The 25,779-nt window shown below is 71.7% G+C and carries 25 protein-coding genes; 17 read left to right on the top strand and 8 right to left on the bottom strand.

The window, feature by feature from the left end:
- From JWR81_RS32750 to JWR81_RS32735, 4 genes are all read left to right on the top strand, one after another.
- A partial coding sequence (locus JWR81_RS32750; protein ID WP_297661670.1) for a helicase-related protein occupies positions 1–1,323 on the top strand: 1,323 nt, incomplete at its 5' end.
- A 235-nt stretch (positions 1,324–1,558) separates the two neighbouring features.
- The gene (locus JWR81_RS32745; protein WP_297661668.1) at positions 1,559–2,926 is read left to right on the top strand and encodes an MFS transporter; all 1,368 of its coding nucleotides are present in this window, start codon (positions 1,559–1,561) and stop codon (positions 2,924–2,926) included.
- A gap of 70 nt (positions 2,927–2,996) precedes the next feature.
- Entirely contained in the window at positions 2,997–4,268 is a 1,272-nt protein-coding gene (locus JWR81_RS32740; protein ID WP_297661666.1) for a glycosyltransferase family 87 protein, read from the top strand.
- Complete coding sequence (locus JWR81_RS32735; protein WP_297661664.1) at positions 4,265–4,603, top strand: MmcQ/YjbR family DNA-binding protein; 339 nt, start codon at positions 4,265–4,267, stop codon at positions 4,601–4,603. Before JWR81_RS32740 ends, JWR81_RS32735 begins: the two co-directional genes overlap by 4 nt.
- An 18-nt stretch (positions 4,604–4,621) precedes the next feature.
- On the opposite strand, the gene JWR81_RS32730 is transcribed toward JWR81_RS32735, so the two are convergent.
- Positions 4,622–5,536 (bottom strand): LysR family transcriptional regulator, encoded by a 915-nt coding sequence (locus JWR81_RS32730; RefSeq protein ID WP_297661662.1) that lies wholly within the window; start codon positions 5,534–5,536, stop codon positions 4,622–4,624.
- Between the two features lie 72 nt (positions 5,537–5,608).
- On the opposite strand from JWR81_RS32730, the gene JWR81_RS32725 reads away from it, so the two are divergent.
- Positions 5,609–6,517 carry an EamA family transporter gene (locus JWR81_RS32725; protein ID WP_297661660.1) on the top strand — a complete coding sequence of 303 codons (909 nt, stop codon included), beginning with the start codon at positions 5,609–5,611 and terminating at the stop codon, positions 6,515–6,517.
- Between the two features lie 4 nt (positions 6,518–6,521).
- Positions 6,522–7,778, top strand: coding sequence for an alpha-amylase family glycosyl hydrolase (locus JWR81_RS32720; RefSeq protein ID WP_297661658.1), 1,257 nt, complete (start codon positions 6,522–6,524; stop codon positions 7,776–7,778).
- Between the two features lie 143 nt (positions 7,779–7,921).
- On the opposite strand, the gene JWR81_RS32715 is transcribed toward JWR81_RS32720, so the two are convergent.
- From JWR81_RS32715 to JWR81_RS32690, 6 genes are all read right to left on the bottom strand, one after another.
- Entirely contained in the window at positions 7,922–8,812 is an 891-nt protein-coding gene (locus JWR81_RS32715) for an ABC transporter permease (protein ID WP_297661656.1), read from the bottom strand.
- Positions 8,809–11,571, bottom strand: coding sequence for an alpha/beta fold hydrolase (locus JWR81_RS32710; RefSeq protein ID WP_367278895.1), 2,763 nt, complete (start codon positions 11,569–11,571; stop codon positions 8,809–8,811). The genes JWR81_RS32715 and JWR81_RS32710 overlap by 4 nt, the downstream gene beginning before the upstream one ends.
- Before the next feature lie 76 nt (positions 11,572–11,647).
- On the bottom strand, positions 11,648–11,953 hold the full coding sequence (locus JWR81_RS32705; protein WP_297661652.1) for an antibiotic biosynthesis monooxygenase: 306 nt from the start codon (positions 11,951–11,953) through the stop codon (positions 11,648–11,650).
- Between the two features lie 26 nt (positions 11,954–11,979).
- Positions 11,980–12,942, bottom strand: a complete 963-nt coding sequence (locus JWR81_RS32700; RefSeq protein ID WP_297661650.1) for an ATP-dependent DNA ligase — start codon at positions 12,940–12,942, stop codon at positions 11,980–11,982.
- 334 nt (positions 12,943–13,276) lie between these two features.
- Positions 13,277–13,780 carry a metallophosphoesterase family protein gene (locus tag JWR81_RS32695; RefSeq protein WP_297661672.1) on the bottom strand — a complete coding sequence of 168 codons (504 nt, stop codon included), beginning with the start codon at positions 13,778–13,780 and terminating at the stop codon, positions 13,277–13,279.
- Positions 13,777–14,151: an FKBP-type peptidyl-prolyl cis-trans isomerase gene (locus tag JWR81_RS32690; RefSeq protein ID WP_297661648.1), complete on the bottom strand. Its 375-nt coding sequence runs from the start codon at positions 14,149–14,151 to the stop codon at positions 13,777–13,779. Before JWR81_RS32690 ends, JWR81_RS32695 begins: the two co-directional genes overlap by 4 nt.
- A 462-nt stretch (positions 14,152–14,613) precedes the next feature.
- Here JWR81_RS32690 and JWR81_RS32685 point away from each other — a divergent pair, with 462 nt between their 5' ends.
- Positions 14,614–15,150 carry a manganese efflux pump gene (locus tag JWR81_RS32685; protein WP_297661647.1) on the top strand — a complete coding sequence of 179 codons (537 nt, stop codon included), beginning with the start codon at positions 14,614–14,616 and terminating at the stop codon, positions 15,148–15,150.
- Positions 15,151–15,172: 22 nt separating this feature from the next.
- Here the strand turns inward: JWR81_RS32685 and JWR81_RS32680 are convergent, their stop codons facing one another.
- A complete protein-coding gene (locus tag JWR81_RS32680; RefSeq protein WP_297661645.1) occupies positions 15,173–16,597 on the bottom strand; it encodes a LytTR family transcriptional regulator DNA-binding domain-containing protein in 1,425 nt (474 codons plus the stop codon).
- A gap of 692 nt (positions 16,598–17,289) precedes the next feature.
- Here JWR81_RS32680 and JWR81_RS32675 point away from each other — a divergent pair.
- The 10 genes from JWR81_RS32675 to JWR81_RS32630 form a co-directional block, all read left to right on the top strand.
- Complete coding sequence (locus JWR81_RS32675; protein WP_297661643.1) at positions 17,290–17,754, top strand: MSMEG_3727 family PQQ-associated protein; 465 nt, start codon at positions 17,290–17,292, stop codon at positions 17,752–17,754.
- Positions 17,755–17,767: 13 nt separating this feature from the next.
- Positions 17,768–19,468: a PQQ-dependent dehydrogenase, methanol/ethanol family gene (locus JWR81_RS32670; protein ID WP_297661641.1), complete on the top strand. Its 1,701-nt coding sequence runs from the start codon at positions 17,768–17,770 to the stop codon at positions 19,466–19,468.
- A gap of 46 nt (positions 19,469–19,514) precedes the next feature.
- Positions 19,515–19,610 carry a pyrroloquinoline quinone precursor peptide PqqA gene (gene pqqA / locus JWR81_RS32665; protein ID WP_028936126.1) on the top strand — a complete coding sequence of 32 codons (96 nt, stop codon included), beginning with the start codon at positions 19,515–19,517 and terminating at the stop codon, positions 19,608–19,610.
- A gap of 94 nt (positions 19,611–19,704) precedes the next feature.
- Complete coding sequence (gene pqqB / locus JWR81_RS32660; protein WP_297661637.1) at positions 19,705–20,592, top strand: pyrroloquinoline quinone biosynthesis protein PqqB; 888 nt, start codon at positions 19,705–19,707, stop codon at positions 20,590–20,592.
- 4 nt (positions 20,593–20,596) lie between these two features.
- On the top strand, positions 20,597–21,340 hold the full coding sequence (gene pqqC / locus JWR81_RS32655; protein WP_297661635.1) for a pyrroloquinoline-quinone synthase PqqC: 744 nt from the start codon (positions 20,597–20,599) through the stop codon (positions 21,338–21,340).
- 5 nt (positions 21,341–21,345) lie between these two features.
- Entirely contained in the window at positions 21,346–21,660 is a 315-nt protein-coding gene (gene pqqD / locus JWR81_RS32650; RefSeq protein ID WP_297661632.1) for a pyrroloquinoline quinone biosynthesis peptide chaperone PqqD, read from the top strand.
- Positions 21,653–22,768 (top strand): pyrroloquinoline quinone biosynthesis protein PqqE, encoded by a 1,116-nt coding sequence (pqqE, locus tag JWR81_RS32645; RefSeq protein WP_297661630.1) that lies wholly within the window; start codon positions 21,653–21,655, stop codon positions 22,766–22,768. Before pqqD ends, pqqE begins: the two co-directional genes overlap by 8 nt.
- 228 nt (positions 22,769–22,996) lie before the next feature.
- Complete coding sequence (locus tag JWR81_RS32640; protein WP_297661629.1) at positions 22,997–23,230, top strand: hypothetical protein; 234 nt, start codon at positions 22,997–22,999, stop codon at positions 23,228–23,230.
- Complete coding sequence (gene katG / locus JWR81_RS32635) at positions 23,223–25,460, top strand: catalase/peroxidase HPI (protein ID WP_297661626.1); 2,238 nt, start codon at positions 23,223–23,225, stop codon at positions 25,458–25,460. The genes JWR81_RS32640 and katG overlap by 8 nt, the downstream gene beginning before the upstream one ends.
- Positions 25,461–25,579: 119 nt before the next feature.
- Positions 25,580–25,779: hypothetical protein (locus tag JWR81_RS32630; RefSeq protein WP_297661624.1), on the top strand; the 200-nt coding region annotated here is incomplete at its 3' end.

The following is a 25,779-nucleotide window of genomic DNA, read 5'->3' as shown; positions in this document are numbered from 1 at the left end:
CGCGACATCGAGGCCGAGCTGGAGGAGCGTCTCGCCGAGCTGGAGGGCCAGGGCAAGCTGCTCGAGGCCCAGCGGCTGCGCATGCGCACCCAGTACGACATCGAGATGATCCGCCAGGTCGGGTTCTGCTCCGGCATCGAGAACTACTCGCGCCACATCGACGGCCGCGGCCCCGGCACCGCGCCCGCCACCCTGATCGACTACTTCCCCGACGACTTCCTGATGGTCATCGACGAGTCCCACCAGACCGTGCCGCAGATCGGTGGGATGTTCGAGGGCGACATGTCGCGCAAGCGCAACCTCGTCGAGTTCGGGTTCCGGCTGCCCTCGGCCACCGACAACCGGCCGCTCACCTGGGAGGAGTTCGCCGATCGCATCGGGCAGACGGTCTACCTCTCGGCCACGCCCGGGCCCTACGAGCTCTCGCGCACCGGCGGCGAGTTCGTGGAGCAGGTCATCCGGCCCACCGGCCTCGTCGACCCGAAGGTCGTGGTCAAGCCCACCAAAGGCCAGATCGACGACCTGGTCCACGAGATCCGCGAGCGGGCCGAGCGCGACGAACGGGTGCTGGTCACCACGCTCACCAAGAAGATGGCCGAGGACCTCACCGACTACCTGCTCGAGCTGGGCATCCGCGTGCGCTATCTGCACTCGGAGGTCGACACGCTGCGCCGCATCGAGCTGCTGCGCCAGCTGCGGCTGGGAGAGTACGACGTGCTGGTCGGCATCAACCTGCTCCGCGAGGGCCTCGACCTGCCCGAGGTGTCGCTGGTGGCCATTCTCGACGCCGACAAGGAGGGTTTCCTCCGTTCGGGCACCTCGCTGATCCAGACCATCGGCCGGGCGGCGCGCAACGTGTCCGGCGAGGTCCACATGTACGCCGACAAGGTCACCGACTCGATGCAGTACGCCATCGACGAGACCGACCGCCGCCGTGCCAAGCAGATCGAGTACAACGAGGAGCGCGGGCTCGACCCCCAGCCCCTGCGCAAGAAGATCGCCGACATCCTCGACCAGGTCTACAGGGAGGCCGAGGACTCCGAGAGCGCCGCGGTCCCGATCGGCGGCTCCGGGCGCAACCAGTCCCGCGGCAAGCGGGCGACGGGGGAGCCGGGCCGCTCCGGCGGCAGCTCGGGAGTGGTCACCGGTCGCGACACCACCAACATGCCCCGCGCCGAGCTGGCCGACCTGGTCCAGTCCCTCACCGACCAGATGCTGGCCGCGGCCCGCGACCTCCAGTTCGAGCTGGCCGGGCGCCTGCGCGACGAGATCCAGGACCTCAAGAAGGAACTCCGGGGGATGGACGCGGCCGGCATCAGCTGACGGCCGCGCCGCCCTCGGGGCCCGCCACCCGCTGCCGGCAGGCCCACAAGGGCCATACCTCCGGTCTCGACCGCCGCCACGGCGGGCAAGATCGTCAGGAGTGGGCGGGGGCGGCCGGATGTCGCTCCTCCTGCCCACTCCTGGTGATCATGATCGGTGGCCGCTGCCGTTCCCGGTTGCCGGGGCCTGGTGGCCGGGGCACCCTCGCCACCTGGACGGCGGTCGGGGGCTGTGGATGGACGAGCGCGTGGGTGGGTCGCAGGACGCGGAGGAGCCGGGTCCGCCCGGTATGGCGGTCTCCGGCGGGGACGGTCCGGTGGTCGGTGTCGCGGCGGAGCCCGCCCCTCCCGGCCGGCCCGTCCGGCAGGTGGCCGCGGCGTCGATCGGCAACGCCGTCGAGTGGTACGACTGGTACGCCTACTCGTTCCTGGCCGTCTACTTCTCGGCCCGGATCTTCCCCACCGACGCGGCCGACCCGCTGGTGCCGCTGCTCAGCGCGTTCGCGGTGTTCGCGGTCGGGTTCTTCATGCGGCCCCTCGGCGGGCTGCTGCTGGGCTCGGTGGCCGATCGCGTGGGGCGGCGCAACGCGCTCACGCTGACGATCGTGCTGATGGGCGGCGGCAGCCTGCTCATGGCGGTGCTGCCCACCTACGCCGCCGCCGGGGTCTGGGCGCCCGTGCTGCTGGTGGTCGCGCGTCTCGTGCAGGGCCTGTCGATCGGCGGTGAGTTCGCGGCGTCCACCACGTTCCTCGTGGAGTCGGCGCCGCCGGGACGGCGCGGCTTCTTCTCGAGCTTCCAGTACGTGTCGACGACGATCGGGCAGCTCGTCGCCTCCGGGCTGACCGCGCTGCTGGCGGTGCTGCTCACGAAGGACGCCATGGGCACCTGGGGCTGGCGGGTGCTGTTCGTCGTGGGCGCGGTGATCGCGCTGGTCGGGTTCTGGATCCGCCGGGGCGCCGAGGAGACCCACCCCGCCCGTGACGACCTGGCGGCGGGCAGGCGACCGCCGCTGTTCGAGGCGCTGCGCCGCTACCCGCGCCAGTCGCTCCTCATCGGCGGCGTGACGGTGGCGGGCACGGTCGTCTACTACACCTGGACCACCTATTTCCCGACGTTTGCGCAGGTCAGCGGTGAGTTCCCGGCCGCCGAGGCGCTGCTGGTGAGCACGATCGCGCTGGCGTTCTTCGCGGTGATCCAGCCGCTCGGCGGGATGCTCTCGGACCGGTACGGACGCAAGCCGGCATTGATCGTGTTCGCGGCGGGGTTCACGATCGGCACCGTCCCGCTGCTGGGCCTGATCGGCAGCTCGTTCGTGTCGCTGCTGCTCGTGCAGTGCGCGGGCATAGTCCTGCTGACCGGCTACACGTCGATCGCCGCCGCGCTGAACGCCGAGCTCTTCCCGGGACGGGTGCGGGCGGCCGGGATCGGGTTCCCGTACTCGCTGACCGTCGCGGTCTTCGGCGGCACGGCGCCGTACCTCGCCACCTGGCTGGCGTCGATGGGGAGGGCCGGCTGGTTCCCCTGGTATGTCACCCTCCTCGCTGTCGTCGGGCTGGTGGTCTATGCGCGGCTCCCGGAGACCGCACACCGGCCCCTCGGCTGAGGGCCGCCGGCCGGGGGCTACCGTGGAGATCGCGCAGGGTGACCGACGTAGCCGGGAGAGGGTTGTGACTGTGACCGGGCCGTCGGCCACGGGGGCACGTGCACAGTGGGTGCTGGAGCAGCTCCGCAACCCGCGCCGGATCCTCCCCGTCACCGTCCCGCTGCTGGTGCTCGTGCTGGTCGGGCTCGTGTTCCACACCGGCGGCCGCAACATCGACCTCGAGGTCTACCGGTTCGGTGTCCAGGCGTGGCTGGGCGGCGGCGACATGTACGGCACGCTGCCCGAGACGGCCGACCACATCACGCTGCCCTTCATCTACCCGCCGTTCGCGGCGCTGGTGATGGTGCCGCTGGCGGTGGTGCCCTGGGTGGTGTCGTGGGTGGCCCTGCTGGCGCTGTCCACGCTCGCGCTCGGCGTCACGCTGTTCGTGTTCGCGCGGCGGCTGTGGCCGTCGGGCGGGCGGAGCGGGGCCCTGTCGGTGGCGTCGATCGCACTGCCGCTGGCGCTCGCGGTCGAGCCCGGCAAGGACATCGACTTCAACGCCGTGACCACGGGGTTCGTCCGGCCGGCGCTGGGGCTGGAGCCGGTGCTGCAGACCATCGAGTTCGGGCAGATCAACCTGCTGCTCATGGCGCTGGTGGCGGTCGACATCCTCGTCGCCCGGCCGAAGTGGCCGCGCGGGATGCTCATCGGCATCGCCGCGGCGATCAAGCTGACGCCGGCGGCGTTCGTCCTCTACTTCCTGCTGCGTCGCGACCGCCGCTCCGCCGCCACCGCCGCGGTCTCGGGTGTGGTGGCCACGCTGATCGGTTTCGTGGTGGCGCCCGGGTCGTCGCTGACGTTCTGGCTGCACAACCCGGCCGCGGGCGTGAGCGGATCGCCGTTCTTCACCAACCAGGCGTTCCAGGCGGTGCTCGTGCGCGCCGGCGTCGACGGCACCGCGCTCACCGTGTGCTGGCTGCTTCTCTCGGCCGGGCTGCTCGTGCTGGCCGCGCCGGTGATCCGGAAGGCGCCCGCGCCGCTGGCCGTGATCGCGACGGCCGGCGTGGCGCTGCTGGTGTCGCCGACGTCGTGGTCGCACTACTGGGTCTGGGTGGCGCCGGCGCTGCTGGTCGCGGCCGCGTCGGCGTGGCGGGCCCGCTCCCGTGCCTGGGCGGCGGTCACGGTCGTCTCGGCGGCGGTGTTCGTCATCGCGCCGCACCAGCAGGGGCTGCCCCGCGCCGATGGCCGTGAGCTGGAGTGGGCGCCGTGGCAGCAGGTGGTCGGCAGCACCTACGTGTGGTTCACGGTCCTGCTCTACGTCGCGATGTGGCTGGTGTGGCGGCACCGGGACCGCGCGTGAACCACGACGAGCTGGCCGCCTACTGCCTCGCGAAGCCCGGGGCGCAGCCGGACACGCCGTGGGAGAACGACCTCGTCGCGAAGGTCGGGGGCAAGATCTTCGCGTTCTTGGGGGGTGAGGGGGTCGGCCTCAAGTGCGGCCGCGACGCCGACGAGGCCGGTGAGCTGCGGCTGCGCTATCCGGAGGCGGTGACCCCGTCGGCCTACATCGGCCGGTTCGGCTGGAACCGAGTCCTCCTCGACGGCACCGTGCCCGACGACGAGCTCGAGGAGCTGGTGGACGGCTCCTACGACGCGGTGGTGGCGAAGCTGCCGAAGCGGCTGCGGCCGGCCTGAGCCGCTACCCCCGGGCCGTCACCCCCGAGCAGCGACGAGCGCGTCGGCCTCGGCCCGCAGGACGTCGAGCAGGGTGCGGACGGCGGGGCGCTCGGCCGTGCTCGTGCGCAGCACCACCTCCACCAGCCGCGCCGCCCGCACCCCGGCCAACGGTCGGCGCGCCAGGCGCCGGCCGCCACGGTCGTCGGTGGAGTAGCGGGGCAGCAGCGCGATGCCGCGACCGGCCGCCACCAGCTCCTCGGTGACGGAGAAGTCGTTGATGCGCTGCACGACGCGCGGCGCGGCGCCATTGCCGACCGACAGCGAGCGCAGCACGTCGTCCACCGGCCAGCCCACATCGACGCTGATCCACGCCTCGCCGGCGAGCTCGTCGAGCCGCAGCGTCCGGCGCCGCGCGAGCGGGTGCCCCGGCGGCAGGGCCACGTCCAGCGGCTCGCGCAGCAGCGGCACCACCTGCCACCGCTCGGTGGACGGCGCGGGCGAATGCTCGTCGCGATGGGTGACCACCACGTCGAACTCCGCGGCGAGGACGGGCACGTCGGACGGTGTCATGTCGACGTCGCGGGCCTGCAGGTCCAGCCCGGGGACGTCGTCGAGGCGGGCCAGCACGCCCGCCAGCAGCATCCGGGCCCCCGACGGGAAGATCGCCATCCGCACCCGGCCGCGCGGGGTGGTGCGCAGGCGCTCGACGGCGGCGTCGGCCCGGGCCAGCGCGGCGAGCACCCCCTCGGCCTCCCCGGCGAGCGCGCGCCCGGCGGCGGTGAGCCGCAGCCCGCGCCCGGCCGGTTCGGTCAGCGGCATGCCCACCTCCTCGGCCAGCACCTTGAGCTGCTGGGATATCGCCGAGGGCGTGAACGACAGGGCCTCGGCCACGGCCGCGACGCTGCCACGGTCGGCGAGCTCGCGCAGCACCCGCAGCCGCTGGACATCCATGAAGGAATTCTACAGTGATGCTTCAGATTCTATCGCTGGTCTTATGACTCGGCGTAGCCCAGCGTGGGACCCGTGCCCGTCCGTGACCGCCTGCTCGCCGCCCTCGTCGCCCTGCTCTGGGGCGCCAACTTCCTCGCCATCCACGTCGGCCTCGAGCACTTCCCGCCGCTGTTCCTCGCCGGTCTGCGGTTCGCCGTGATCGCGATCCCCACCGTGTTCCTCGTCCCGCGGCCGCAGGTGCCGCTGCGCTGGCTGATCGGCTACGGGCTCGGTTTCGGCACGGTGCAGTTCGTGTTCCTGTTCGTCGCGATGGACGTCGGCATGCCGACGGGGCTGGCGTCGCTGGTGCTGCAGTCGTCGGCCCCGTTCACGGTGCTGCTCGGGGCGGCGCTGCTGCGTGAGCGGCTCTCACCGCGCCAGCGGGTCGGCATCGGCCTCGCGGTGGTGGGGCTCGTCGCGATCGCCGTGTCCCGCGCACAGAGCGCCGCGTTGCTCCCGGTGCTGCTCACGCTGATCGGCGGCCTGGGCTGGGCGTTCGGCAACCTCGCGAGCAGGCTCGCGCTGCGGGACGCGCCGGGGGCGAACCCGATGCACCTGACGCTCTGGATGTCGGTGGTGCCGCCGCTGCCGCTGTTCGCGCTGTCGCTGGCGACCGAGGGCCCGGCCGCCGACCTCGACGCGCTGCGCGCCGCTGTCACGCCCGCCGGCCTGCCCGGGCTGCTGGCGCTGCTCTACCTGGTCGTCCTCGCGACGGTGGCCGGGTCGGGCATCTGGACGCTGCTGATGCGCCGCCACCCGGCCGGCGTGGTGGCGCCGTACTCCCTGCTCGTGCCCGTGGCGGGCATCGCGCTCTCGGCGCTGGTGCTGGGCGAGGCGCCGGGCGTCGTGGAGCTGCTGGCGGCGGTGGTGATCGTCGGCGGCGTCCTGCTGGGGACGCCACGGCCCGCCCCCGTCGCGGTGCCGGTGCCCGTGAGAGCGTAGGCGCATGGAGCCGGGCTGGGTGGAGCACGCGATCTGGTGGCAGGTCCACCCCCTCGGCTTCGTGGGGGCGGAGACGGAGAGCGCCGGCGTCGAGGTCACCCACCGGCTCGGACGGATCGTCGACTGGCTCGACTACGCGCTCGAGATCGGCACGTCCGGGATCGCGCTGGGCCCGGTGTTCGCCTCGGAGACGCACGGCTACGACACCACCGACCACCTCCGCATCGACCCCCGCCTCGGCGACGAGGCCGACTTCGCCGCCCTGGTCGCCGCCGCGCACGACCGCGGCCTGCGGGTGCTGCTCGACGGTGTGTTCAACCACGTCGGACGGCGGTTCGCCGTGCCCGACCGGGGCTGGTACCGCCTCGACGGGAACGGCGAGCACGTCACCTTCGAGGGTCACCCGGGCCTGCTCGCGCTGAACCACGACGAGCCCGCCGTCGCCGACCACGTGGTCGAGGTGATGTGCCACTGGCTGGCCGCGGGTGCCGACGGCTGGCGCCTCGACGCGGCCTACGCCGTCGACCCGGCGTTCTGGGCGCGGGTGCTGCCCCGCGTACGGGAGCGGTTCCCCGACGCGTACGTGGTGGGCGAGGTGATCCACGGCGACTACGCGCGCATCGTGGCGGTGTCGGGCATGGACGCCGTCACGCAGTACGAGCTGTGGAAGGCCGTCTGGAGTGCGATCGACGACGGCAACCTCTTCGAGCTGGCCCACGCCCTGAAGCGGCATGACGACCTGCTGGGCACGTTCGTGCCGCTGACGTTCGTGGGCAACCACGACGTCACGCGCATCGCCAGCAGGATCGTCGACGAGCGCCACCTCCCGCACGCGCTGGCCGTCCTGTTCACGGTGGGCGGCACGCCGTCGATCTACTACGGCGACGAGCAGGCGTTCCGCGGGATCAAGCAGGAGCGGGTGGGAGGCGACGACGCGATCCGCCCCGAGTTCCCGGCCGCGGGACCCGAGGCCCTCTCCCCGCTGGGACGGCCGACCCTCCACCTGCACCAGGAGCTCGTGGGCCTGCGCCGCCGCCACCCCTGGCTGCACCGCGCCCGCACCACCCCGCTGCACCTGACGAACACCCAGGCGGTGCTGGAGAGCGAGGCGGACGGGCAGCGTCTGCTGCTCGCGCTCAACCTCGACGACTCCCCGCTGACCCAGGACCTGCCCGGCGTCGGTGACGTGCTGGCGGGGGCGGCCCACCTGGACGGGATGCGGGCGCACGTGCCGCCGCACGGATGGGCCGTCCTGGCCTGACAGGCGCGACTCACGGCCTGATATCGCCGGTCGGCGGAAGCGGTCACGCGATCGCGGCGATGCGATGGGCCGTGGCCCGGAACCGTCGCGCGTCTCCGCCGGCCCCGAACGCCCTCGTGGGAGGCCTCCTACGGGGACCCCCGCTAGCTGGTGATGTCCTTGCGCTCGAAGCGCCACACCGCCGCTGCACCCAGCACCAGCGCCCACGTCAGCGAGCCGAAGACGCCGCGCGTGATGTCGCCCCAGTCGATCTGGCCGGCGAGCAGGTTGAACCACGCCGTGCCGTAGTGGGTCGGGAGGTAGTCGCGCAGGCCTTCGAGCGCCGTGATCTGGTCCAGGATCTGGCTGACGATGCTCGCCATCACCGCCCCGCCGACGGCGCCCAGCGGGGCGTCGGTGCTCACCGAGAGCAGGACGGCCAGCGCCGCCACCCAGCTGAGGTTGACGGCGATGTAGAGCGCCCCGAGCAGCACGCGCCCGGCGCCCGTCCAGAAACCGAGCGACTCGCCCGTGACGCTGACGAGGTCGCCCGTGCCGTAGGCCAGGCTGCCGACCAGCAGCGACACCAGCGGCAGCAGCAGGATCGCGGCCACCGCCAGGAACGCGGCGACGATCGCCTTCTGCCGCAGCAGGCGGGGGCGCGGGATAGGGGCGGCCAGCAGGTACCGCAGGCTGGACCACGACGCCTCGGACGCCACGGTGTCGCCGAAGAACAGCGCCACCACCACGACCAGCAGGAACGACGCGGACGCGAACAGCGCGAACACGGCGAAGTTGCCGCCGCTGCCCTTGGCGAGGTCCACGAGCGACGTCGCGCTGCCGGGCGGGCTGCTCGCGGCCAGCGAGAACGCCACCCAGAGGATGATCGGCAGCACCACCACCAGCCCGAACGTCACCTGCGTGCGGCGGCGTCGGAACTGGCGGGCCAGCTCGACGCGCAGCGGCAGGGTCCGGCCGGGCCGGTACCCGGTGGGGGCCGGGCCGCCGCCGGTGAGGGCACCGACGGTCCCCGTGACCGTGGAGGGTTCGCTCACGGCTTCCCGTCCTCTTCTACCAACGGAGCCTCTCCGACCAGCTGCAGGAACGCGTCCTCGAGGCGCCGCCGCGGACCGGCCGAGGCGACGTCCACCCCGGCCGTGACGAGCGCCCGCACCGCCGACGCGCGCGGGGTGCCGTTCAGCTCGGCGTGCACCGCGCGCCCGTCGATCTGGACGGCGTGGACGCCGCTCAGCTCCCCGAGGACGGTGGCTGCGCGGTCCGGTGCGTCGACGGTGAAGGTGGCCGCCCCGGCGCCGGCGATGATGTCGTCGACGGTGCCGTCGGCCACCACGAGCCCGCGGTGCATGACCACCACGTGCGTGCAGGTCTGCTCCACCTCCGAGAGCAGGTGGCTCGACACGAGCACCGTGCGCCCGCCCGCCGCATAGCGGTGCAGCACCTCGCGCATGGCGTGGATCTGGGGCGGGTCGAGCCCGTTGGTGGGTTCGTCGAGCACGAGCAGCTCCGGCAGGCCGAGCATGGCCTGCGCGATCGCGAGCCGCTGGCGCATGCCCTGGCTGTACGTGCCCACCCGCCGCTCGATCGACGCCCCGAGCCCGGCGATCTCCAGCGCCTCGTCGAGGTGCGCATCGCTCGTGGGACGGCCGGTGGCGGCCCAGTACAGGCGCAGGTTGTCGGCGCCGGAGAGGTGGGGCAGGAAGCCAGGGCCCTCGACGAACGCGCCGATCCGCGCCAGCACGGGGGCGCCCGCCCCGACCGGCAGGCCGAACGCGGTGATGCTGCCCGCGGTGGGCCGGATCAGCCCCATCAGCATGCGCAGGACCGTGGTCTTGCCCGCGCCGTTGGGGCCGAGCAGGCCGAGCACCATGCCCTTCTCGACCGTGAACGACACGCCTTTCACCGCGCGGAACCCGCCTTTGTAGGTCTTGGTGAGGTCGCGGATCTGCAGGGGCGGGGCGTCCGGGTCGGACGTGGTGCTCGTCGTGACCCGCCGGCGGCGCAGGCGCGCGGCGACCCAGAGCGCGAGGGCGACCAGCAGCACCGCGGCGATGCCGATCGCGGGCACCAGCGGCACCGTGCCGGTGGTGACGGCCTGGCCTGCCACCGTGGGGATGGTCAGCCCGCCGGTGACGGCGACGCGCCACACCGCCGGATCCGTACCACCTGCGTAGGCCTGGTCGGTGGTGGCGACGGAGACCGCGAGGGTGTGGCCGGCCTCGATCGGCGCCACCACGCCTGGCAGCGTGACCGTGAGCCTGACGGGCGTGCCGTCGGCGGGCACCGCCACCCGGAACGGGGCGACGGAGCCGCCCAGCAGCGTGCGCGTGCTGTCGGAGGTCACCTCCGAGGTGGACGCGAAGAGGATCGCGTCGGCCGGCGCGGGCTGGCCGGGCACCCGCGCCACCGTGACCGTGACGCGGGGCGCACCCGTCAGCGTCGTCGGTGCGGGGAAGGGCGGGGTGACGAACTGTGCGGACTGGCCCGGCAGCGACCCCGTCACGGCCGAGAGCCTGCTGCCCAGCGATCCGAGCGCGGCGCCGACGCCCGGGAGCGACGTGATGGCCGACGGGTTGCCGCCCGCGGGCGTGACCACCGTCTGTGCGGGGCCGTCGAGAGTGAGTTGCTGGGTGGTCAGCGCCGCGGTGCCGGGCAGGCCCGGGTAGCCGGGTGTCTCGACCGTCCGGCTGGTGGTGACGCTGTTGCCGGCACGGATGCCGCTCTGCACGGCGTAGGAGAAGCCGGTGCCGGGGGCGGCGCCCTTGCCCGCGAGGTAGTGGTCGAACCACGCGCCGATCGCGTCGCGGACGCCCTGGTCCGGGGCGCCGCCGTCGTGCCCACCGGCGTACCACATGACCTTCACGGGGGTGCCGTTCGCGGCGATCTGCCGGGCGTTGGCGTCGGCCTGGTCGAGGCCGAAGAGCGTGTCGGTCTCACCCTGTACCAGCAGCGTCGGCGCGGTGATCCGGTTCGTCACGGTGGCGGGGGACGAACGCTCGAGCAGCGCCTGCGTGGCGGGGGAGAGGCGGCCGGTGGTGGCCGCCTCGGTGTAGGCGGCGCAGACCTGGGCGGTGAACCGGCCGCAGGTGGCGCTCGTGCCCGGGGCGGGTCCCGCGGGAGCCGCGCCCGGCGTGCGGGCGCCGGGGGTGGGCGAGGCGCCCGAGGAGAAGAAGATGCCGGCCCAGCCGCGCTTGAACACACCGTCCGGGGCGAACGCGCCCGCGGCCGGCGTGGTCATCGCGGGCACGCTCGTCGCGGCCGTCTCCGGGAAGAGCGCCTGGTTCAGGTCGTTCCAGGTGATCACCGGCGCGATCGCGTCGATCCGCTTGTCGTAGCCCGCGAGCAGCAGCGACAGCGCGCCGCCGTAGGACCCGCCGGTGACGCCGACGCGGGGGTCGCCCGGCCCGTCCTGCTGCACCTCGGGGCGCTTGGCCAGCCAGTCGACGAGCCGGCTCGCGTCGGCCACCTCGTAGTCGGGGGAGTCGAGCGCGATCTGGCCGCCGCTGGTGCCGAAGCCCCGCGCCGACCATGTCAGCACGACGAAGCCGCGGGCGGCGAGGTCGCGCGCGTCGGCGTCGACCGAGGCCTTGCTGCCGCCGAAGCCGTGCGCCACCAGCACCGCGGGCGCGGGGGTGACTGCGGGCAGGTACAGAGAGGTGTCGAGCGAGATGGTGCCGGGAACTCCGGGTCCGCCCGGCACGTCGATGCGCTGGTCGGTGACGCGGACACCGGTGGCGGCGTCCGCCGGGAGCGCCAGCAGCACGGTCGAGGCCAGGGCGAGCGCGAGGGCCAGCAGGCCGCGCAGGGTTCCGTGCACGGGGTGACGTTATGCGACGTTGGCGCGGAACCGCCGCCTGCGCCTCAGGGGCTTCTCAGGCCGTGCGGTAGCTCACGACCTCGTCGAAGTGCTCGACGTTCGGCGGCCCGTCGAAGTGCGGGCCGACCAGCGCGCGCCACCGCGGGAAGTTCTCCGACTCCCGGAAGCCGACCGTGTGCGCCTCCACGCTGTCCCACTCGATCATCAGGACGAAGCGCGTGGGCGTCTCGACGCTGCGGGTGAGCCGCGCGCTGCGGAAGCCCGGGGTGTCGGACACGTACTTGAGCCCCTCCCGCACGGCGTCGGCGAACTGCTCCTGGGACTCGGCACGGACGGTGAAGTCGGCGATCTCGGTGACCATCCTCCGAGCCTATGTCGTCGGGTCGTTCATGTCGTCGGGCCATCGGTGCGGCGCGCGCGGGCCCGCCGCTTGCCCTCGTGCATGGCCTGGACCCGCGCGATCGGGATCGCGTGCCCCTCCTCGACGAGGTCGGCGGGCAGCGGCTGCGGGGCGGGCATGCGTTCGGCCCACGGGTCGCCGTCGCCGAGCCGGTCGAGGGCGGTGCGCAGCGTGAAGTCCGTGGGCGTGACGTCGTCGAGCGCGTCCCAGGCGACGGGGAACGACACGGGGACGCCGGGGCGGATGCGCGGGCTGTACGCCGCGACGACGGTGGCGCCACCGGCCCGGGTGGAGTCGAGGAACACCTTGCCGTCGCGGTCCTCGCGGATGAAGGCGGTGGTGGCGACGTCCGGGTCGAGCCGCTCGGCGCGCGCGGCCAGCGCGCGGGTGGCGGCCGCGGCGTCCTCGAAGCCCGCCCCGTCCAGGGGGACGAACACGTGCACGCCCTTGGCGCCGCTCGTCTTCACCGCGCCGTCGAGGCCGCTGTCGGCCAGCGCGCGCTCGACGAGCCGCGCCGCGCGGACGACCTGGTCGAACGTGCCGCCCTCGGGCGGGTCGAGATCCATCACCAGGTGTGACGGGTGGTCGCCGCCCGCCTCGGCCAGCGTCGGGTGGTACTCGACCGCCCGCTGGTTGGCGAACCACAGCAACGTGCGCCGGTCGTTGCACAGCGCGTAGGACACCTCGCGGTGCGAGGCCTGCGCCCAGACCGTCGTGGTGGCGATCCAGTCCGGCGCGTACTTCGGCACGTTCTTCTGCATGAACGGCTCCTGGCCGGGCCGCACCCGCATCACCGAGAGCGGGCGGCCGCGCAGGACGGGGAGGATGCGGTCGCGGACGGCGTCGAGGTAGTCGACGAGGTCACGCTTCGTCGCTCCGGCACCGTCGAAGAGCGGCTGGTCGAGGTTGCTCAGCTCGACGTCCGCCCTGGTCTCCGTCACCTTCTTCATCGCTTCGTCCGAATCCGGTCGAGTGTTCATCGATCATTCCTCATCCGTCCGGCGCCGAGAAGTAGACGGGGCATGGCTGTTCCACCCATGACGGTCACTCCTCCCGGTGAGCGAGCGTGCTCGCCGCCCTCGGACTGATCACCGCCCCGCGTGCGAATGCGTACGCGCAGGCGGCCACCGAGCCGGTCGCGGTGGGCGCCACCGTCGTTCGGCCGCACGGCACGCGCGAACTCGTCCGCGCCGCCGACCAGCGGCGACGGCGGCACCGGGACCCGGCCGTCGTCGTCGGCCACGGCGCGAGAGCACAGGCAGCCGGCCGGTGCCGCGGGGGGCGTCAGAGGTGCCGCAGGGTCACGGTCGTGAGCACTCCGGCCGCCGTCTCCGCCGTCATCCAGGTGTGCGTCGGCTGGCGGCGGCGGTCGGTGGGGGAGCCGGGGTTGAGCAGGCGCAGGCCTCCCGGGGCCGTGGTGTCCCACGGGATGTGGCTGTGGCCGAACACCAGCACGTCGACGTCCGGGTAGGCCTTGGCGCAGCGGCTCTCCCGGCCCTGGGCGGCACCGGTCTCGTGCACGACGGCGAACCGGACGCCGTCCAGCTCCACGCGCGCCACCTCGGGCAGCCGCGCGCGCAGCTCGGGGCCGTCGTTGTTGCCCCACACACCCACGAGCCGCCCGCCGGTCGATTCCGTGCGGGCCTCGAGAACGTCGAGGAGGTCGACAGACACCCAGTCGCCCGCGTGCACGACGACGTCGGCGGCGTCCGCCGCGGCCCACACCGGTGCGGGCAGGTCCTTCGCCCGCACCGGGAGGTGGGTGTCGGAGATGATCAGGAGCTTCAGGAGACGCCCAGCAGGTCGACGACGAAGATCAGCGTCTCGCCGCCCTTGATGGCGCCGCCGGCGCCGCGGTCGCCGTAGCCGAGGTGCGGCGGGATCACGAGCTTGCGACGCCCGCCGACCTTCATGCCGGCCACGCCCTGGTCCCAGCCCGCGATGACGCGGCCGGCGCCGAGCGGGAAGCGGAACGTGGAGCCGCGGTTGTAGGAGGCGTCGAACTCCTCGCCGGTGGAGTGGGCGACGCCGACGTAGTGCACCTCGACGGTCTGCCCGGGCTGCGCTTCGGCGCCGTCGCCGGTGGCGAGCTCCTCGATGACGAGATCGGTGGGGGCGGGGCCGTCGTAGGGGTCGACGGTCGGTTTCGGGTTGGTCACGGGTTCAGCCTGCCAGAGTCCGGGTAAGGCGTCGGACAGGGCCGTCATCCTTGCGCCCGAATGCGTGCCGCCGGTCAGGCGACGCACCCGGCGCCGGTGAAAGGCCGAGTGCAGGAAAAGCCGCATCCATGGCACGGACGGCGGCACCCATGTCACGAGTGACGTCAGAAAGCCGATCCTGTCGTGCGCGCTTTACATGGCAATGTAGAGCTGGCTAGCATCTGTGATCAAATCGATCGGGCAGGGCAACCCGATCCGGCGGGCCGGACGACAGGGGTCGGCTCGCATCGATCGAGAGAAACAGGTGGGCTGCTGTCGTGCCCGGTACGCGAGTTTTCGTCAGGTCGGACTGATGCGGGCTGCAAGGATCGGGGGAACGATGGAAGACCGGTGCTGCGAAGGATTCATTCACGTCACCGAAGTTCACGTCACCGAAGTTCGACTCCAGAAATCTGCGGTCGCATGATCTGGGAGGTCCTCGTCCTCGGTTTTGTCCTCAGCCTGGACAATTTCCGGGTGGCGGTCGTGCTCGGGACGGTTCCGTTCAGCTTTCGCCGCGCCGTCCAGGTCGCCCTGACGTTCGGTTTGTGGGACGGGGTGATGCCCTTGTTGGGCCTGATGCTCGGTAGCTACGCTGGATCTCTGATCGGGCCGGTTGCCGAGTATGCGGGGTCGATCGTGTTGGGTGGGTACGGTTTGTACCTCCTCATCGGGGCGTTGCGGAAACCGGCACCCGAGGAGATCGACCACCCTTGGGCGCTGTTCGGTATTCCGTTGTCGCTGAGCCTCGACAATCTGCTCGCCGGCGCAAGCCTGGGGTTGTTGGGCTTCTCGCCCTGGTTCTCGGCCACCGTCTTCGGGGCCATCACGGCGGTGATGTCGTTGGTCGGGTTGCAGCTGGGGCGATTCGCCGCCCGTCTCGTCAACATCCGCTCGGATCTCCTCAGCGGGGCCGCGCTGATCATGGCTGCCGTTCTGCTGCCGGTGTTGTTCGGATAGCCCGGCTCGTTCCCGGCGCAGCTCAGAGCCCGAGCAGGCTCCTGATCCTCGCGGCGCTGCGGCGTGATACCGGGATCTGCTCGTCCTTGTTCGGGTCCGTGCTGAGCGTGAGGACGCCCCTGCCCACGTGTCCCACGCGGCGAACACGGTCGAGATTCACGAGATAGCTGCGATGGGTACGCAGGAACCCGCACGGCGTCAGTTCCGCATCGACGTTGTCGATGCCCCGGGTAGCCGCTCGGACGCGGCCGGCGTCCGTGATCAGCCATACCGCGTGCCCGTTCGCTTCGGCGTAACGGATCTCCGACGGATCCAGGAGCAGAACCTGGCCGCCGTGGACGGCCGCGATCCGGCCGAGGCCGTGGAGCGCCGGCGAGGACGACGGCTCCACGTCCGTGCCGACGAGTTCCTCACCGTCGCTCCCGGCCGAGCCGTTGGAGAGCACCCAGCCGACGACACAGGCTCCCGAGTGGACGGGAGTGATCGAGAACATCTCCGCGCGACCGAGCAGGGGAGTACCGATGTCGGCGGAGCCGGTCCAGTCGGGATTCCTCTGCAGGTTCTCCTCGGACTGCGCGACGATGCTGCGCATCCTCGGATCCCTCGTTCTCCAGCGGCTCGCCGGATCCAGCATGAAGCCCTGGGGCAGGTCCTCGAGCAGGGTTCTGGCCTGCTCGTTGCCGGCGATGATGTTGCCGGCCACGTCGATCGCGAGCAGCTTGTCGGGGCACATCGGTTCGGCCTTCATGAACTCCCGGGAGACGGCGATGCCGTCCTGCAGGGCCTGCTCGCGCATTCCGGCCCTGACGGGTTGCATCTCGGCGGTCATCCCGCTCGCGTAGGCCGTGATGTCGTCCGTCCACGACGTGCAGATGTTCAGCGCGGCCACGGCGTCCTTCGTCACCGCGTCGTAGACCGCTTCGCCGGCACAGGTCCAGTCGTGCATCGACTGGCACCAGTGCTCCGGGCCGCGGACCAGCACGGGTTGTTCCGCCATGATGGCGGTGCCCATGCCGTTGGTGCCCGTGGCCGCCTCCGACCAGTCGAAGAACGGTGCGAGTCCGCTGTCCGCGGCGCGGTGGCGCAGTCCGCTCTTGCCCCAGCACGCAACGATCTGACCGTCGCCATCGGTCACCGTGGCCACGCATCCCTCGCTGTGCTCCACGATCGAGGAGGCGATCCCACCGAGCTGGGCGAACACTCCGGAGTACGTCACCTGATGGCTGCGCCGCTTGCGGGCGGCGGGTGGCCGTGCCAGCCGCGGATCGACCTTGTGCACGTCGCGGCATCGGTGCCAGGACAGCAGGATCGACGGCGGTACGCCCCGCACGTCGTCCTCCCCGGAGACGAAGCGCTCCCAGGCGGCCAACGTCCGGCGCCGATGCCACCGGGGGCCTGCGCGAGCGTGGGCGCCGCCTCGGTCGCCGACCTCATGATCCCCGTGCACGCTTTGCTCCTTTGCATCGCAGTGACACCTGGTGCGGCGGCACGTCCACCGGGTCGCTCGCGGGCCCGGGCGGCCCCTCGCGGCGTTGCCACCCTGGCGAATGCCCCGGTATGAGCTGCGGGCGGCGCCTTGCGAGGAACCACCTGGATCCCGCGATCAACCCGGCAACGTCGTGGCCACCGCACTAGTGGGTGTACCACCGTGGGTTTCGCGACACCACTCCCGAGCGGGACCTTGCGCACCGTCCGTGGCCGGCGCGACCGCACGCCGCGACGGCACGGAGCGCCCGACACGGTCCGATCCGGCGGTTCTCCGCGCAGGGGACAAGAACGAACTTCACCTCGCGCCTGAGGGCACGAATGGTCACCGGCCTCCCTCGTGACACGAGGACGACCGTCCGTGCCAATGATGACGCGTTTCATGCAGTCGATCTGTTCACCGACATCGCCGCGCAGCATAGTGGTGCGGACCACAGTGGCGCCGCGGCACGGCGTTTGCGGGATCCGAGCCCACATGGTTCGAGGCTGCTTGATTCAGCGCGCCGCGACAAGCGATAGGGGAGTCGCGTATGGCCGTTGGCTGCACCCTCTCTCCCGAGCAGCGACAGATCCACTGGGCGTCCGCGATCTCGCCGTCTCGGTGGATGCGGACCGTGAACACGGACGACGATTTCTGATGAGGAGGTGAAGTCGATGACGACCACCGCAGGTGATCTATCGACCGTGCTGAAAGAGATCGGGCTGGACAGGCAGAACGGGGCGGCACTGGGGCGAATGCTGGGGACCGGAAACCTCGGGTACGCCGAGGAAGGCCCTGACGGTCGCATGCACGCCCAGATCCGGATCCCGGTCGACGAGCTGAGGTGGGACCCCGGGGTCCTCGTCATGCCCCATGGGGGCGACCTCGATCTTGAGATCTTCAACGATGACCTGAACACGCACTGCGCGCTCTTGCCGAGCAATGGCGACAGGAAATTCATCTGGTTGGTGAACCATTCACGAGGAAGGGCGACCCTCAACCTCGACGGCCCGGGCTACTACTGGTACAGCTCACCCACAGGCAACGACGAAGGCCGGGGACTGACCGGGGCCATCGTCGTGCTGGGGGAAGTTCCACCGGAGGCTCGCCTCGACCGCCCACCCCAGCCACGGCCGTAGAAAGGAGCAGGCAATGACCGTTGAATACGTGGACGCAGGCGAAGCCATCGACCAGGGATTGCTGAGCGGCAAGGCCCCTGGGGGGGAGACCGCGCCGCCGGTGGTCTCCGACGTCACCTACGAGCGCATTCTCGCCGCCCGCTCGGAGCCGGAGAACTGGCTCACGTACTACGGCGCCTACGACGGGCAGCGGTACAGCCCGCTGGACCAGATCAATACGGAGAACGTCAAGCGCATCGGCCCCGCATGGATCTTCCAGGCCGGCGCGAGCGGCATGATCGCGGGCGCGTCGACCTACTCGTTCGAGGCCGCCCCGATCGTCGTCAACGGGATCATGTTCCTCTCCGGCTGGGACGGCTGGGTCTGGGCCCTCGACGCCCGCACCGGTACGGAGATCTGGCGATACAAGCACGCGACCCCCTACGACGTGTCACTGTGCTGCGGGAACGTGAACCGTGGAGTCGCCGTGGCCAAGGGGAGGGTCTTCGTCGTCACCCCGAACGCCCACGTGCTCGCGCTCGACGCCACCACCGGCAAACGCGTCTGGGACCAGACCTACGGAGATGTGCGGGCCGGGGAGAGCGCCACGGTCGCTCCGCTCATCGTGAAGAACATGGTCGTCGTCGGGAGCTCCGGCGGGGAGTTCGGGGTGCGCGGCCACCTCGACGCATTCGACCTCGACACCGGCGAGCGCGTGTGGCGGTGCTACACGGTGCCGAAGCCCGGGGAGCCCGGCTCCGAGACCTGGCCCGCCGACGGTGAAGCCTGGGCGCGGGGTGGCGCGAACTGCTGGCTCACCGGCACCTTCGACCCGGAGACGAACCTGCTGTACGTGGGCACCGGCAACCCGGCGCCCGACTTCGACGGAGGCGTCCGCGAGGGCGACAACCTCTACACCGACAGCATCATCGCCGTCGACGCCGACGCCGGCCAGATTCGCTGGCACTACCAGTGCACCCCGCACGACGTGTGGGACTACGACAGCATCGCGGAGTGCATCCTGTTCGAGTTGGACGGGCGCAAGCTGCTCGGGCACTTCGACAAGAACGGTTACTTCTTCGTCCTCGATCGCACGAACGGCGCGTTGGTCCAGATCACCCCCTTCGTGGACCGGATCACCTGGGGGGCGATCACGAGGGAGGGCCAGGTGACGGCCAAGGTGTACCCGGACAAGGAGGGGGAACCGGTCCACTTCTACCCGGGTCCGGCCGGCGCCAAGGAATGGACCCACGCGGCCTACAGCCCGAAGACCGGGCTCTTCTACGTCCCGGTCCAGGATGTCGGGGCCACGGCCACCCGGCGACGCAGGGAGTTCAAGGAGAGCATCCCGTACTGGGGTGCGGGCGTTCAGGTGGACATCGAGGACATGGCGGGGTCGATCAGCGCGTTCGACGGCACCGGCGAGGAGAAGTGGCGCTGGCGCAACGAGCTCCCGATGTGCGCGTCGGTGCTGGCCACGGGCGGCGATCTGGTGTTCGCCGGTGAGCCCTCCGGGGAGTTCAACGCGCTCGACGCCCGCACCGGGGAGCTGCTGTGGCAGTTCCAGTGCGGAAGCGGCCACCACAGCAGCCCGACGACCTACAGCATCGACGGACGGCAGTACATCGCCGTGCCGGTCGGGTGGGGCGCATGGGCCGAGGGGTTCCTGCCCGGCATGCTCGGCGCCGGCCACGGAAGCGCTCTGATCGTCTTCGCCCTCCCGGAATCGTCGTAGCGCCGTGACCGGGATCCGCGCAATTCGGCGGAGAGGAGGTGAATCCATGGAGTCTCAGCTCGCCGTGTGGGAGACGCCGGAGTTCGAGGAGATCGGCGTCGCCCCCGAGGTGACCATGTACATCGCTCAGTTGGAGGACTAGCGGGAAGTGGGGAAGGCGCCGGACACCGGTCCGGCGCCCTCCGACGGCTCAGGACGACCACAGATGGCCGAGCCGGCGACGGACGGAGTGCAGGGTGTTGCTGCGGGTGCTGGGCTCGGCGGCGGGGGGCGGCTCCCCGCAGTGGAACTGCGGCTGCCCGGTGTGCGCCGCTGTCCGCTCCCGGGCCGGCCTCCCGCGCACCCAGTCGTCGGTCGCGGTCAGCGCCGACCGCCGCCGGTGGTTCCTCATCAACGCCTCACCCGACGTCCGCACCCAGATCGAGGCCTTCCCCGGCCTGCACCCGCACGACGACCGGACGACGCCGCTGGAGGCGGTGCTGCTCACCGACGCCGAGCTGGACCACACGCTGGGCCTGCTTCTGTTGCGCGAGGCACGCGCCCTGCGGCTGTACGCCACGCCGGCGGTGCACAAGACGCTGTGTGACGGCTCGGGGATGCTGCGCACGCTCGAGCGCTACTGCCCGGTCGAGTGGCGGGCGGTGGTCCCCGGCGCCGACGTTGCCCTGGCGGACGGGCTGTCCTGCCGAGCGTTCGACGTGCCCACGTCCAAGCGGGCTCGGTTCGGAGCCGAGGTGGACCACGGCCGCGTCGTGGGCTACCGGCTGACCGACGAGCGCAGCGGGGGGACGCTGGTGTACCTGCCGGGGGTGCAGTCGCTGACGCCGGCGCTGCGCGCGGAGATCGAGGGCTGCGAATGCCTGCTGATCGACGGGACCTGCTGGCGCGACGACGAGCTGGTACGGCTCGGCCTGGCCGGCAAGACGTCCCGGGAGATGGGCCACCTGCCCATCGATGGCCCGGACGGCAGCCTGGCGCAGCTCCCGTCGCTCGGCGTGGGGCGGACGATCTTCGTGCACATGAACAACACCAACCCGATCCTGCTGGAGGACGCGCCCGAGCGGCGCATCGTGGAGGACAGCGGCATGGAGGTGGCCATGGACGGCCTCGAGGTCCAGGTGTAGGGCCGTGACGACAACAACCGGGACAACCGGGACCACTGCGACCACCGCGGCGACGACCGGGACCACGAGATCCGGCGCCGACGCCTTCGTCGAGAGGTTGCGGGCCCACTCGCGGCGCTACCACGACCAGCATCCGTTCCACGTCCGGATGAACGCGGGCCGGCTGAGCCGCCGGCAGATCCAGGGCTGGGTGGCCAACCGCTTCTACTACCAGGAGAACATCCCCCGAAAGGACGCGGCGATCCTCTCCAACTGCCCGGACGTCGAGGTCCGCCGCCGCTGGATCCGCCGGATCGTCGACCACGACGGCACCGCCGCCGGCGAGGGCGGCATCGAGGCGTGGCTGCGCCTCGGGGAGGCCGCCGGGCTGACCCGCGAGGAGGTCCGCGACCACCGGCACCTGGTCCCCGGGGTGCGGTTCGCGGTCGACGCCTACGTGAACTTCACCCGGACCCGCCCGTGGGTGGAGGCGGTGGCGTCCTCGCTCACCGAGCTGTTCGCCCCCGACCTGATGGCGGAGCGGCTGGCCGCGTTCGAGCGGTGGTACCCGTGGATCGACCCCGAGGGCCTCGCCTACTTCCGCGCCCGCCTCGAGCAGGCCCCCCGCGACTGCGAGCACGCCATCGAGGTGGTCACCGGGCACTGCCTGTCCGCCGAGTCCCAGGCGCGCGCCGTCGACGCGCTGTCGTTCAAGTGCGACGTCCTGTGGAGCCTGATGGACGCCATCGACCAGACCTACCCGGAGTGAGCGCCATGGACCCGACCACGACCGGAACCATGACCCGGCCCGGCGTCGGGGTGTCCGGCTCGGGCCGGCCCCGGTTGGCGCCCCATGTCCGGCTGACGTTCTGCCGGGTCCGGCAGCGTCACATCCTGCTGCACCCCGAGACGGTGGTGGTTCTGAACGGCAGCGGCGCGGACATCCTCGAGCTGTGCGACGGGCGGCACACCGTGGCCGAGATCGTGGCGGAGCTGGGCGCGCGGTACCAGACCGTCCCCGACGACGAGGTGCAGCGGTTCCTGACCCGGCTCGTCGCCCGGCGCTGCGTGGAGCTCGCCGATGGATAGCCCCTTCGGGTTGCTGGCCGAGCTCACCTACCGCTGCCCGCTGGCCTGCGCGTACTGCTCCAACCCCGTGAACATGGCCGACTACCAGGACGAGCTGACCACGGACGAGTGGCGGCGGGTGCTGGTAGAGGCCCGCGACCTGGGGGTTCTGCAGTGCCACCTGTCCGGCGGGGAACCGCTGCTGCGGCGTGACCTGGTGGAGATCGTGGCGCACGCCCACGACCTGGGCCTCTACTCCAACCTCGTGACCAGCGCCCTCGGGCTCTCGCGTCCGAGGGCCGAGCAGCTGCGGGCCGCCGGCCTGGACCACGTGCAGGTCAGCATCCAGGCCGACGAGCCGGCCGTGTCCGACCGGATCGCCGGGACCCCGTCCTTCCAGCGCAAGATCGAGGCCATGGGCGTGGTCAAGGAGCTGGGCTGGCCGCTCACTGTGAACGTGGTGCTGCACCGGCACAACATCGATCGCGTCGCCGACGTGCTCGAGCTGGCCGAGGAGGTGGGCGCCGACCGGGTGGAGCTGGCCAACACCCAGTACTACGGCTGGGCCTGGCGCAACCGTGACGCGCTGCTGCCGAGCCGGACCCAGCTCGAGGCGGCCGAGGTCGTCGTGCGGGCCGCCCGCGAGCGGTTGCGGGACCGCATGGACGTCATCTACGTCATCTCCGACTACTACAGCCGCTACCCGAAGCCCTGCATGGGCGGCTGGGCCTCCCGACAGCTGACCGTGACGCCGAACGGCGACGTCCTGCCCTGCCCGGCCGCCCAGTCCTTGCCGTTTCCGCGGGCCAGCGTGCGTGAGGACCCGCTGGAGCGGATCTGGGCCGACTCCCCGGTGATGACCGCGTTCCGGGGAACGGACTGGATGTCGGATCCCTGCAGGAGCTGCGACCGGCGGGAGCTGGACTTCGGCGGGTGCCGCTGCCAGGCGTTCCAGCTCACCGGCGACGCCGCCCGTACCGACCCGGTCTGCCATCTGTCGCCCGACCACGACCTGGTCGCCCGGGCGGTCGAGGCCGCCAGCGCGGACTCGGGGGCCGACGATCCTCCGCAGGTCACCCGCCCGCACCGGGTTCGCCGGCCGGCCCGCCTCCCGGGCGGAGCGGGGTAGTGCGGCGGCCACAAGCGTCCACCGGGTCGGCTCGACGCAGATCTTCACCCACCTCGCCGGCGAGCCGACATCGATCGGCATCCGACCCGTCTTCTTCTCCGGACACCTGATCGGGAACCTGGTCTCGTTCGGTGCCTCCGTCGGGGCGCAGTCGCCCCAGGCGGAGGGGTCTGCGCACCCTCGGGTGCAGCCGCGCCGACTGGTCGCGATGCGCGACAACCGGATGGTGTGCTGCTGCGGCTGCCGGAAGTATTCTCGGCTGAGTCGGAGGGGAACGACGTGTGGCTATCCACCGATCAGGGGCGCCGCATCCGGGAGATCGAGCGCGGGCTCGAGGGCGAGCTGTTTCCGGTCATGGGCGACCGGACGAACGACATGGTGCCGATTTCCCGGCTGAACGCGCCGGTCGTGCGCCGCGTGCCCCGGCACAACCTCTGTTCCCGGAAGGATTCCCGTGTCTGACAGCCCGGACGCCGTTGTCGGCGAGACGAACGATGGGAGCGCGGGCGGCCTCGGCCTCCCCGTCTCGGCCGGGCGCCGCAGTCTCCCGACCGGGGGCGCGAGCAACCGTGACTGGTGGCCGAACCAGCTCAACCTGAAGATCCTCCGGAAACACCCCGCCGTCGCCGACCCCATGGGCGAGGACTTCGACTACGCCGCTGAGTTCGCCACCGTCGACCTCGACGCCCTGGCGAGGGACGTCGACGAGGTGCTGACGACCTCGCAGGAGTGGTGGCCGGCCGACTTCGGCCACTACGGGCCGCTCGTGATCCGGATGGTGTGGCACTGCGCCGGCACGTACCGGATCCAGGACGGCCGGGGCGGCCCGGGTGCCGGCATGCAGCGCTTCGCGCCGCTGAACAGCTGGCCGGACAATCGCAACCTCGACAAGGCGCGCCGGCTGCTCTGGCCGGTGAAGGAGAAGTACGGCCGCAAGATCTCGTGGGCCGACCTGATGATCTTCGCGGGCAACCGTGCCCTGGAGACGATGGGCTTCAAGACCTTCGGCTTCGCCGGCGGCCGGGCGGACGCCTGGGAGCCCGACGAGGACGTCTGCTGGGGCCCCGAGCGCACCTGGCTCGGCGACGAGCGCCACAGCGGCGTCCGGGACCTGGAGAACTCTCTGGCCGCCGACCAGATGGGCCTCATCTACGTCAACCCGGAGGGCCCGAACACGGTCCCCGACCCGTACACCTCGGCCCGGGACATCCGCGAGACGTTCCGACGCATGGGGATGAACGACGAGGAGACCGTCGCGCTGATCGCGGGCGGGCACACGTTCGGCAAGACCCACGGCGCGGCCGACCCGGACCGCTACCTCGGAGCCGAACCCGAGGGCGCCCCCCTCGAGGAGCAGGGCCTGGGCTGGAAGAACACCTTCGGCAGCGGCAAGGGCCGGGACGCGATCACCAGCGGCCTCGAGGTCACCTGGACGGCCACGCCGACGAGGTGGAGCAACAGCTTCTTCGAGAACCTGTTCGGCTACGAGTGGGAGCTGACCAAGAGCCCTGCCGGGGCCAACCAGTGGCAGCCGAAGGACGGCGCGGGGGCCGGCACCGTACCGGACCCCGAGGACGGCTCGCTGACGCGCCCCCCGACGATGCTGACGACCGACCTCGCGCTGCGGTTCGACCCGATCTACGAGCAGATCTCGCGGCGCTTCCAGGAGAACCCCGGCGAGTTCGCCGACGCGTTCGCCCGGGCGTGGTTCAAGCTGACGCACCGCGACATGGGCCCGATCCAGCGCTACCTCGGTCCGCTGGTCCCGCAGGAGACGCTGATCTGGCAGGACCCCGTCCCCGCGGTGGACCACGAGCTGGTCGGGGACGAGGACGTCGCCGCGCTCAAGGGCAAGATCCTCGACTCGGGGCTGTCGGTCTCCCAGCTCGTCTCCACCGCATGGGCGTCGGCCTCGACGTTCCGCGGCAGCGACAAGCGCGGCGGAGCGAACGGGGCGCGCATCCGCCTCGAGCCCCAGCGGGAGTGGGAGGTCAACGACCCCGACACGCTGGCGACGGTGCTGCGCACGCTTGAGGGCATCCAGGAGGCCTCCAACAGCTCCCAGACCGGCGGGAAGAAGATCTCGCTCGCCGACCTCATCGTGCTCGGCGGGTGCGCCGCCGTCGAGCGGGCCGCCAAGAACGCCGGCGACGTCCAGGTCCCGTTCACGCCGGGACGTACGGACGCGTCGCAGGAGCAGACCGACGCGGAGTCCTTCGCCCCGCTCGAGCCGGCTGCCGACGGGTTCCGCAACTACTGCGGGAAGGGCAACCGGCTACCGTCCGAGTACCTCCTGGTCGACCGCGCGAACCTGCTGACCCTGAGCGCGCCCGAGATGACCGTCCTCGTGGGTGGCCTGCGCGTCCTGGGAGCGAACTCCGGGCAGTCCACGCTGGGCGTCCTCACCTCGGCGCCCGGGTCGCTGACCAACGACTTCTTCGCGAACCTGCTGGACATGGGCACGGAGTGGACAGCGACGTCCGAGGACGCGGAGACCTTCGAGGGCCGCGACCGCGCCACGGGCGAGGTCAAGTGGACCGGCGGCCGCGCCGACCTCGTCTTCGGCTCGAACTCCGAGCTGCGCGCGGTCGCTGAGGTCTACGCGAGCGACGACGCGAAGGAGAAGTTCGTGAACGACTTCGCCGCGGCGTGGGACAAGGTGATGAACCTCGACCGGTTCGACCTCGTCTGATCCTGACGTCCAGGTCGGCCCGCGCCGGCCGACCTGGACGTCCTCAGTCCGAAGGATCTCGACATCGTCCGCCTCCAGCGCGACGTCAAGAGGGTCACGGTCGAACAGGGGTCGAGCCGGTGAGCGTGCCCGCGCGGTTAGTCGGCTTCCGGACGGCACTGCGGGCACAGTCCCCAGGACGTGACTTCGGCCTCGTCGACCAGGTAACCGGCGTCGTCCACCGGATCCAGGCAGGTCGGACGCCCCACGACGCACTCGACATACTTGACCGCTCCGCGCTCGACGAGGCGAGCGGCCTACTACCGGCCGAGCCGGATGA

It is taken from the genome of Pseudonocardia sp. (genome assembly GCF_025965585.1).
In the GTDB taxonomy this organism is placed as follows: domain Bacteria; phylum Actinomycetota; class Actinomycetes; order Mycobacteriales; family Pseudonocardiaceae; genus Pseudonocardia.
This window is presented reverse-complemented; position numbering and strand designations above follow the sequence as displayed.

Bases quoted from the DNA above. Each gene is read 5' to 3' on its own strand.
- JWR81_RS32745 (WP_297661668.1), top strand. From the start codon at position 1,559: ATGGACGAGCGCGTGGGTGGGTCGCAGGACGCGGAGGAGCCGGGTCCG.
- JWR81_RS32730 (WP_297661662.1), bottom strand. From the start codon at position 5,536: ATGGATGTCCAGCGGCTGCGGGTGCTGCGCGAGCTCGCCGACCGTGGC.
- JWR81_RS32720 (WP_297661658.1), top strand. From the start codon at position 6,522: ATGGAGCCGGGCTGGGTGGAGCACGCGATCTGGTGGCAGGTCCACCCC.
- JWR81_RS32705 (WP_297661652.1), bottom strand. From the start codon at position 11,953: ATGGTCACCGAGATCGCCGACTTCACCGTCCGTGCCGAGTCCCAGGAG.
- JWR81_RS32700 (WP_297661650.1), bottom strand. From the start codon at position 12,942: ATGAAGAAGGTGACGGAGACCAGGGCGGACGTCGAGCTGAGCAACCTC.
- JWR81_RS32685 (WP_297661647.1), top strand. From the start codon at position 14,614: ATGATCTGGGAGGTCCTCGTCCTCGGTTTTGTCCTCAGCCTGGACAAT.
- JWR81_RS32675 (WP_297661643.1), top strand. From the start codon at position 17,290: ATGACGACCACCGCAGGTGATCTATCGACCGTGCTGAAAGAGATCGGG.
- JWR81_RS32670 (WP_297661641.1), top strand. From the start codon at position 17,768: ATGACCGTTGAATACGTGGACGCAGGCGAAGCCATCGACCAGGGATTG.
- pqqA (WP_028936126.1), top strand. From the start codon at position 19,515: ATGGAGTCTCAGCTCGCCGTGTGGGAGACGCCGGAGTTCGAGGAGATC.
- pqqD (WP_297661632.1), top strand. From the start codon at position 21,346: ATGGACCCGACCACGACCGGAACCATGACCCGGCCCGGCGTCGGGGTG.
- pqqE (WP_297661630.1), top strand. From the start codon at position 21,653: ATGGATAGCCCCTTCGGGTTGCTGGCCGAGCTCACCTACCGCTGCCCG.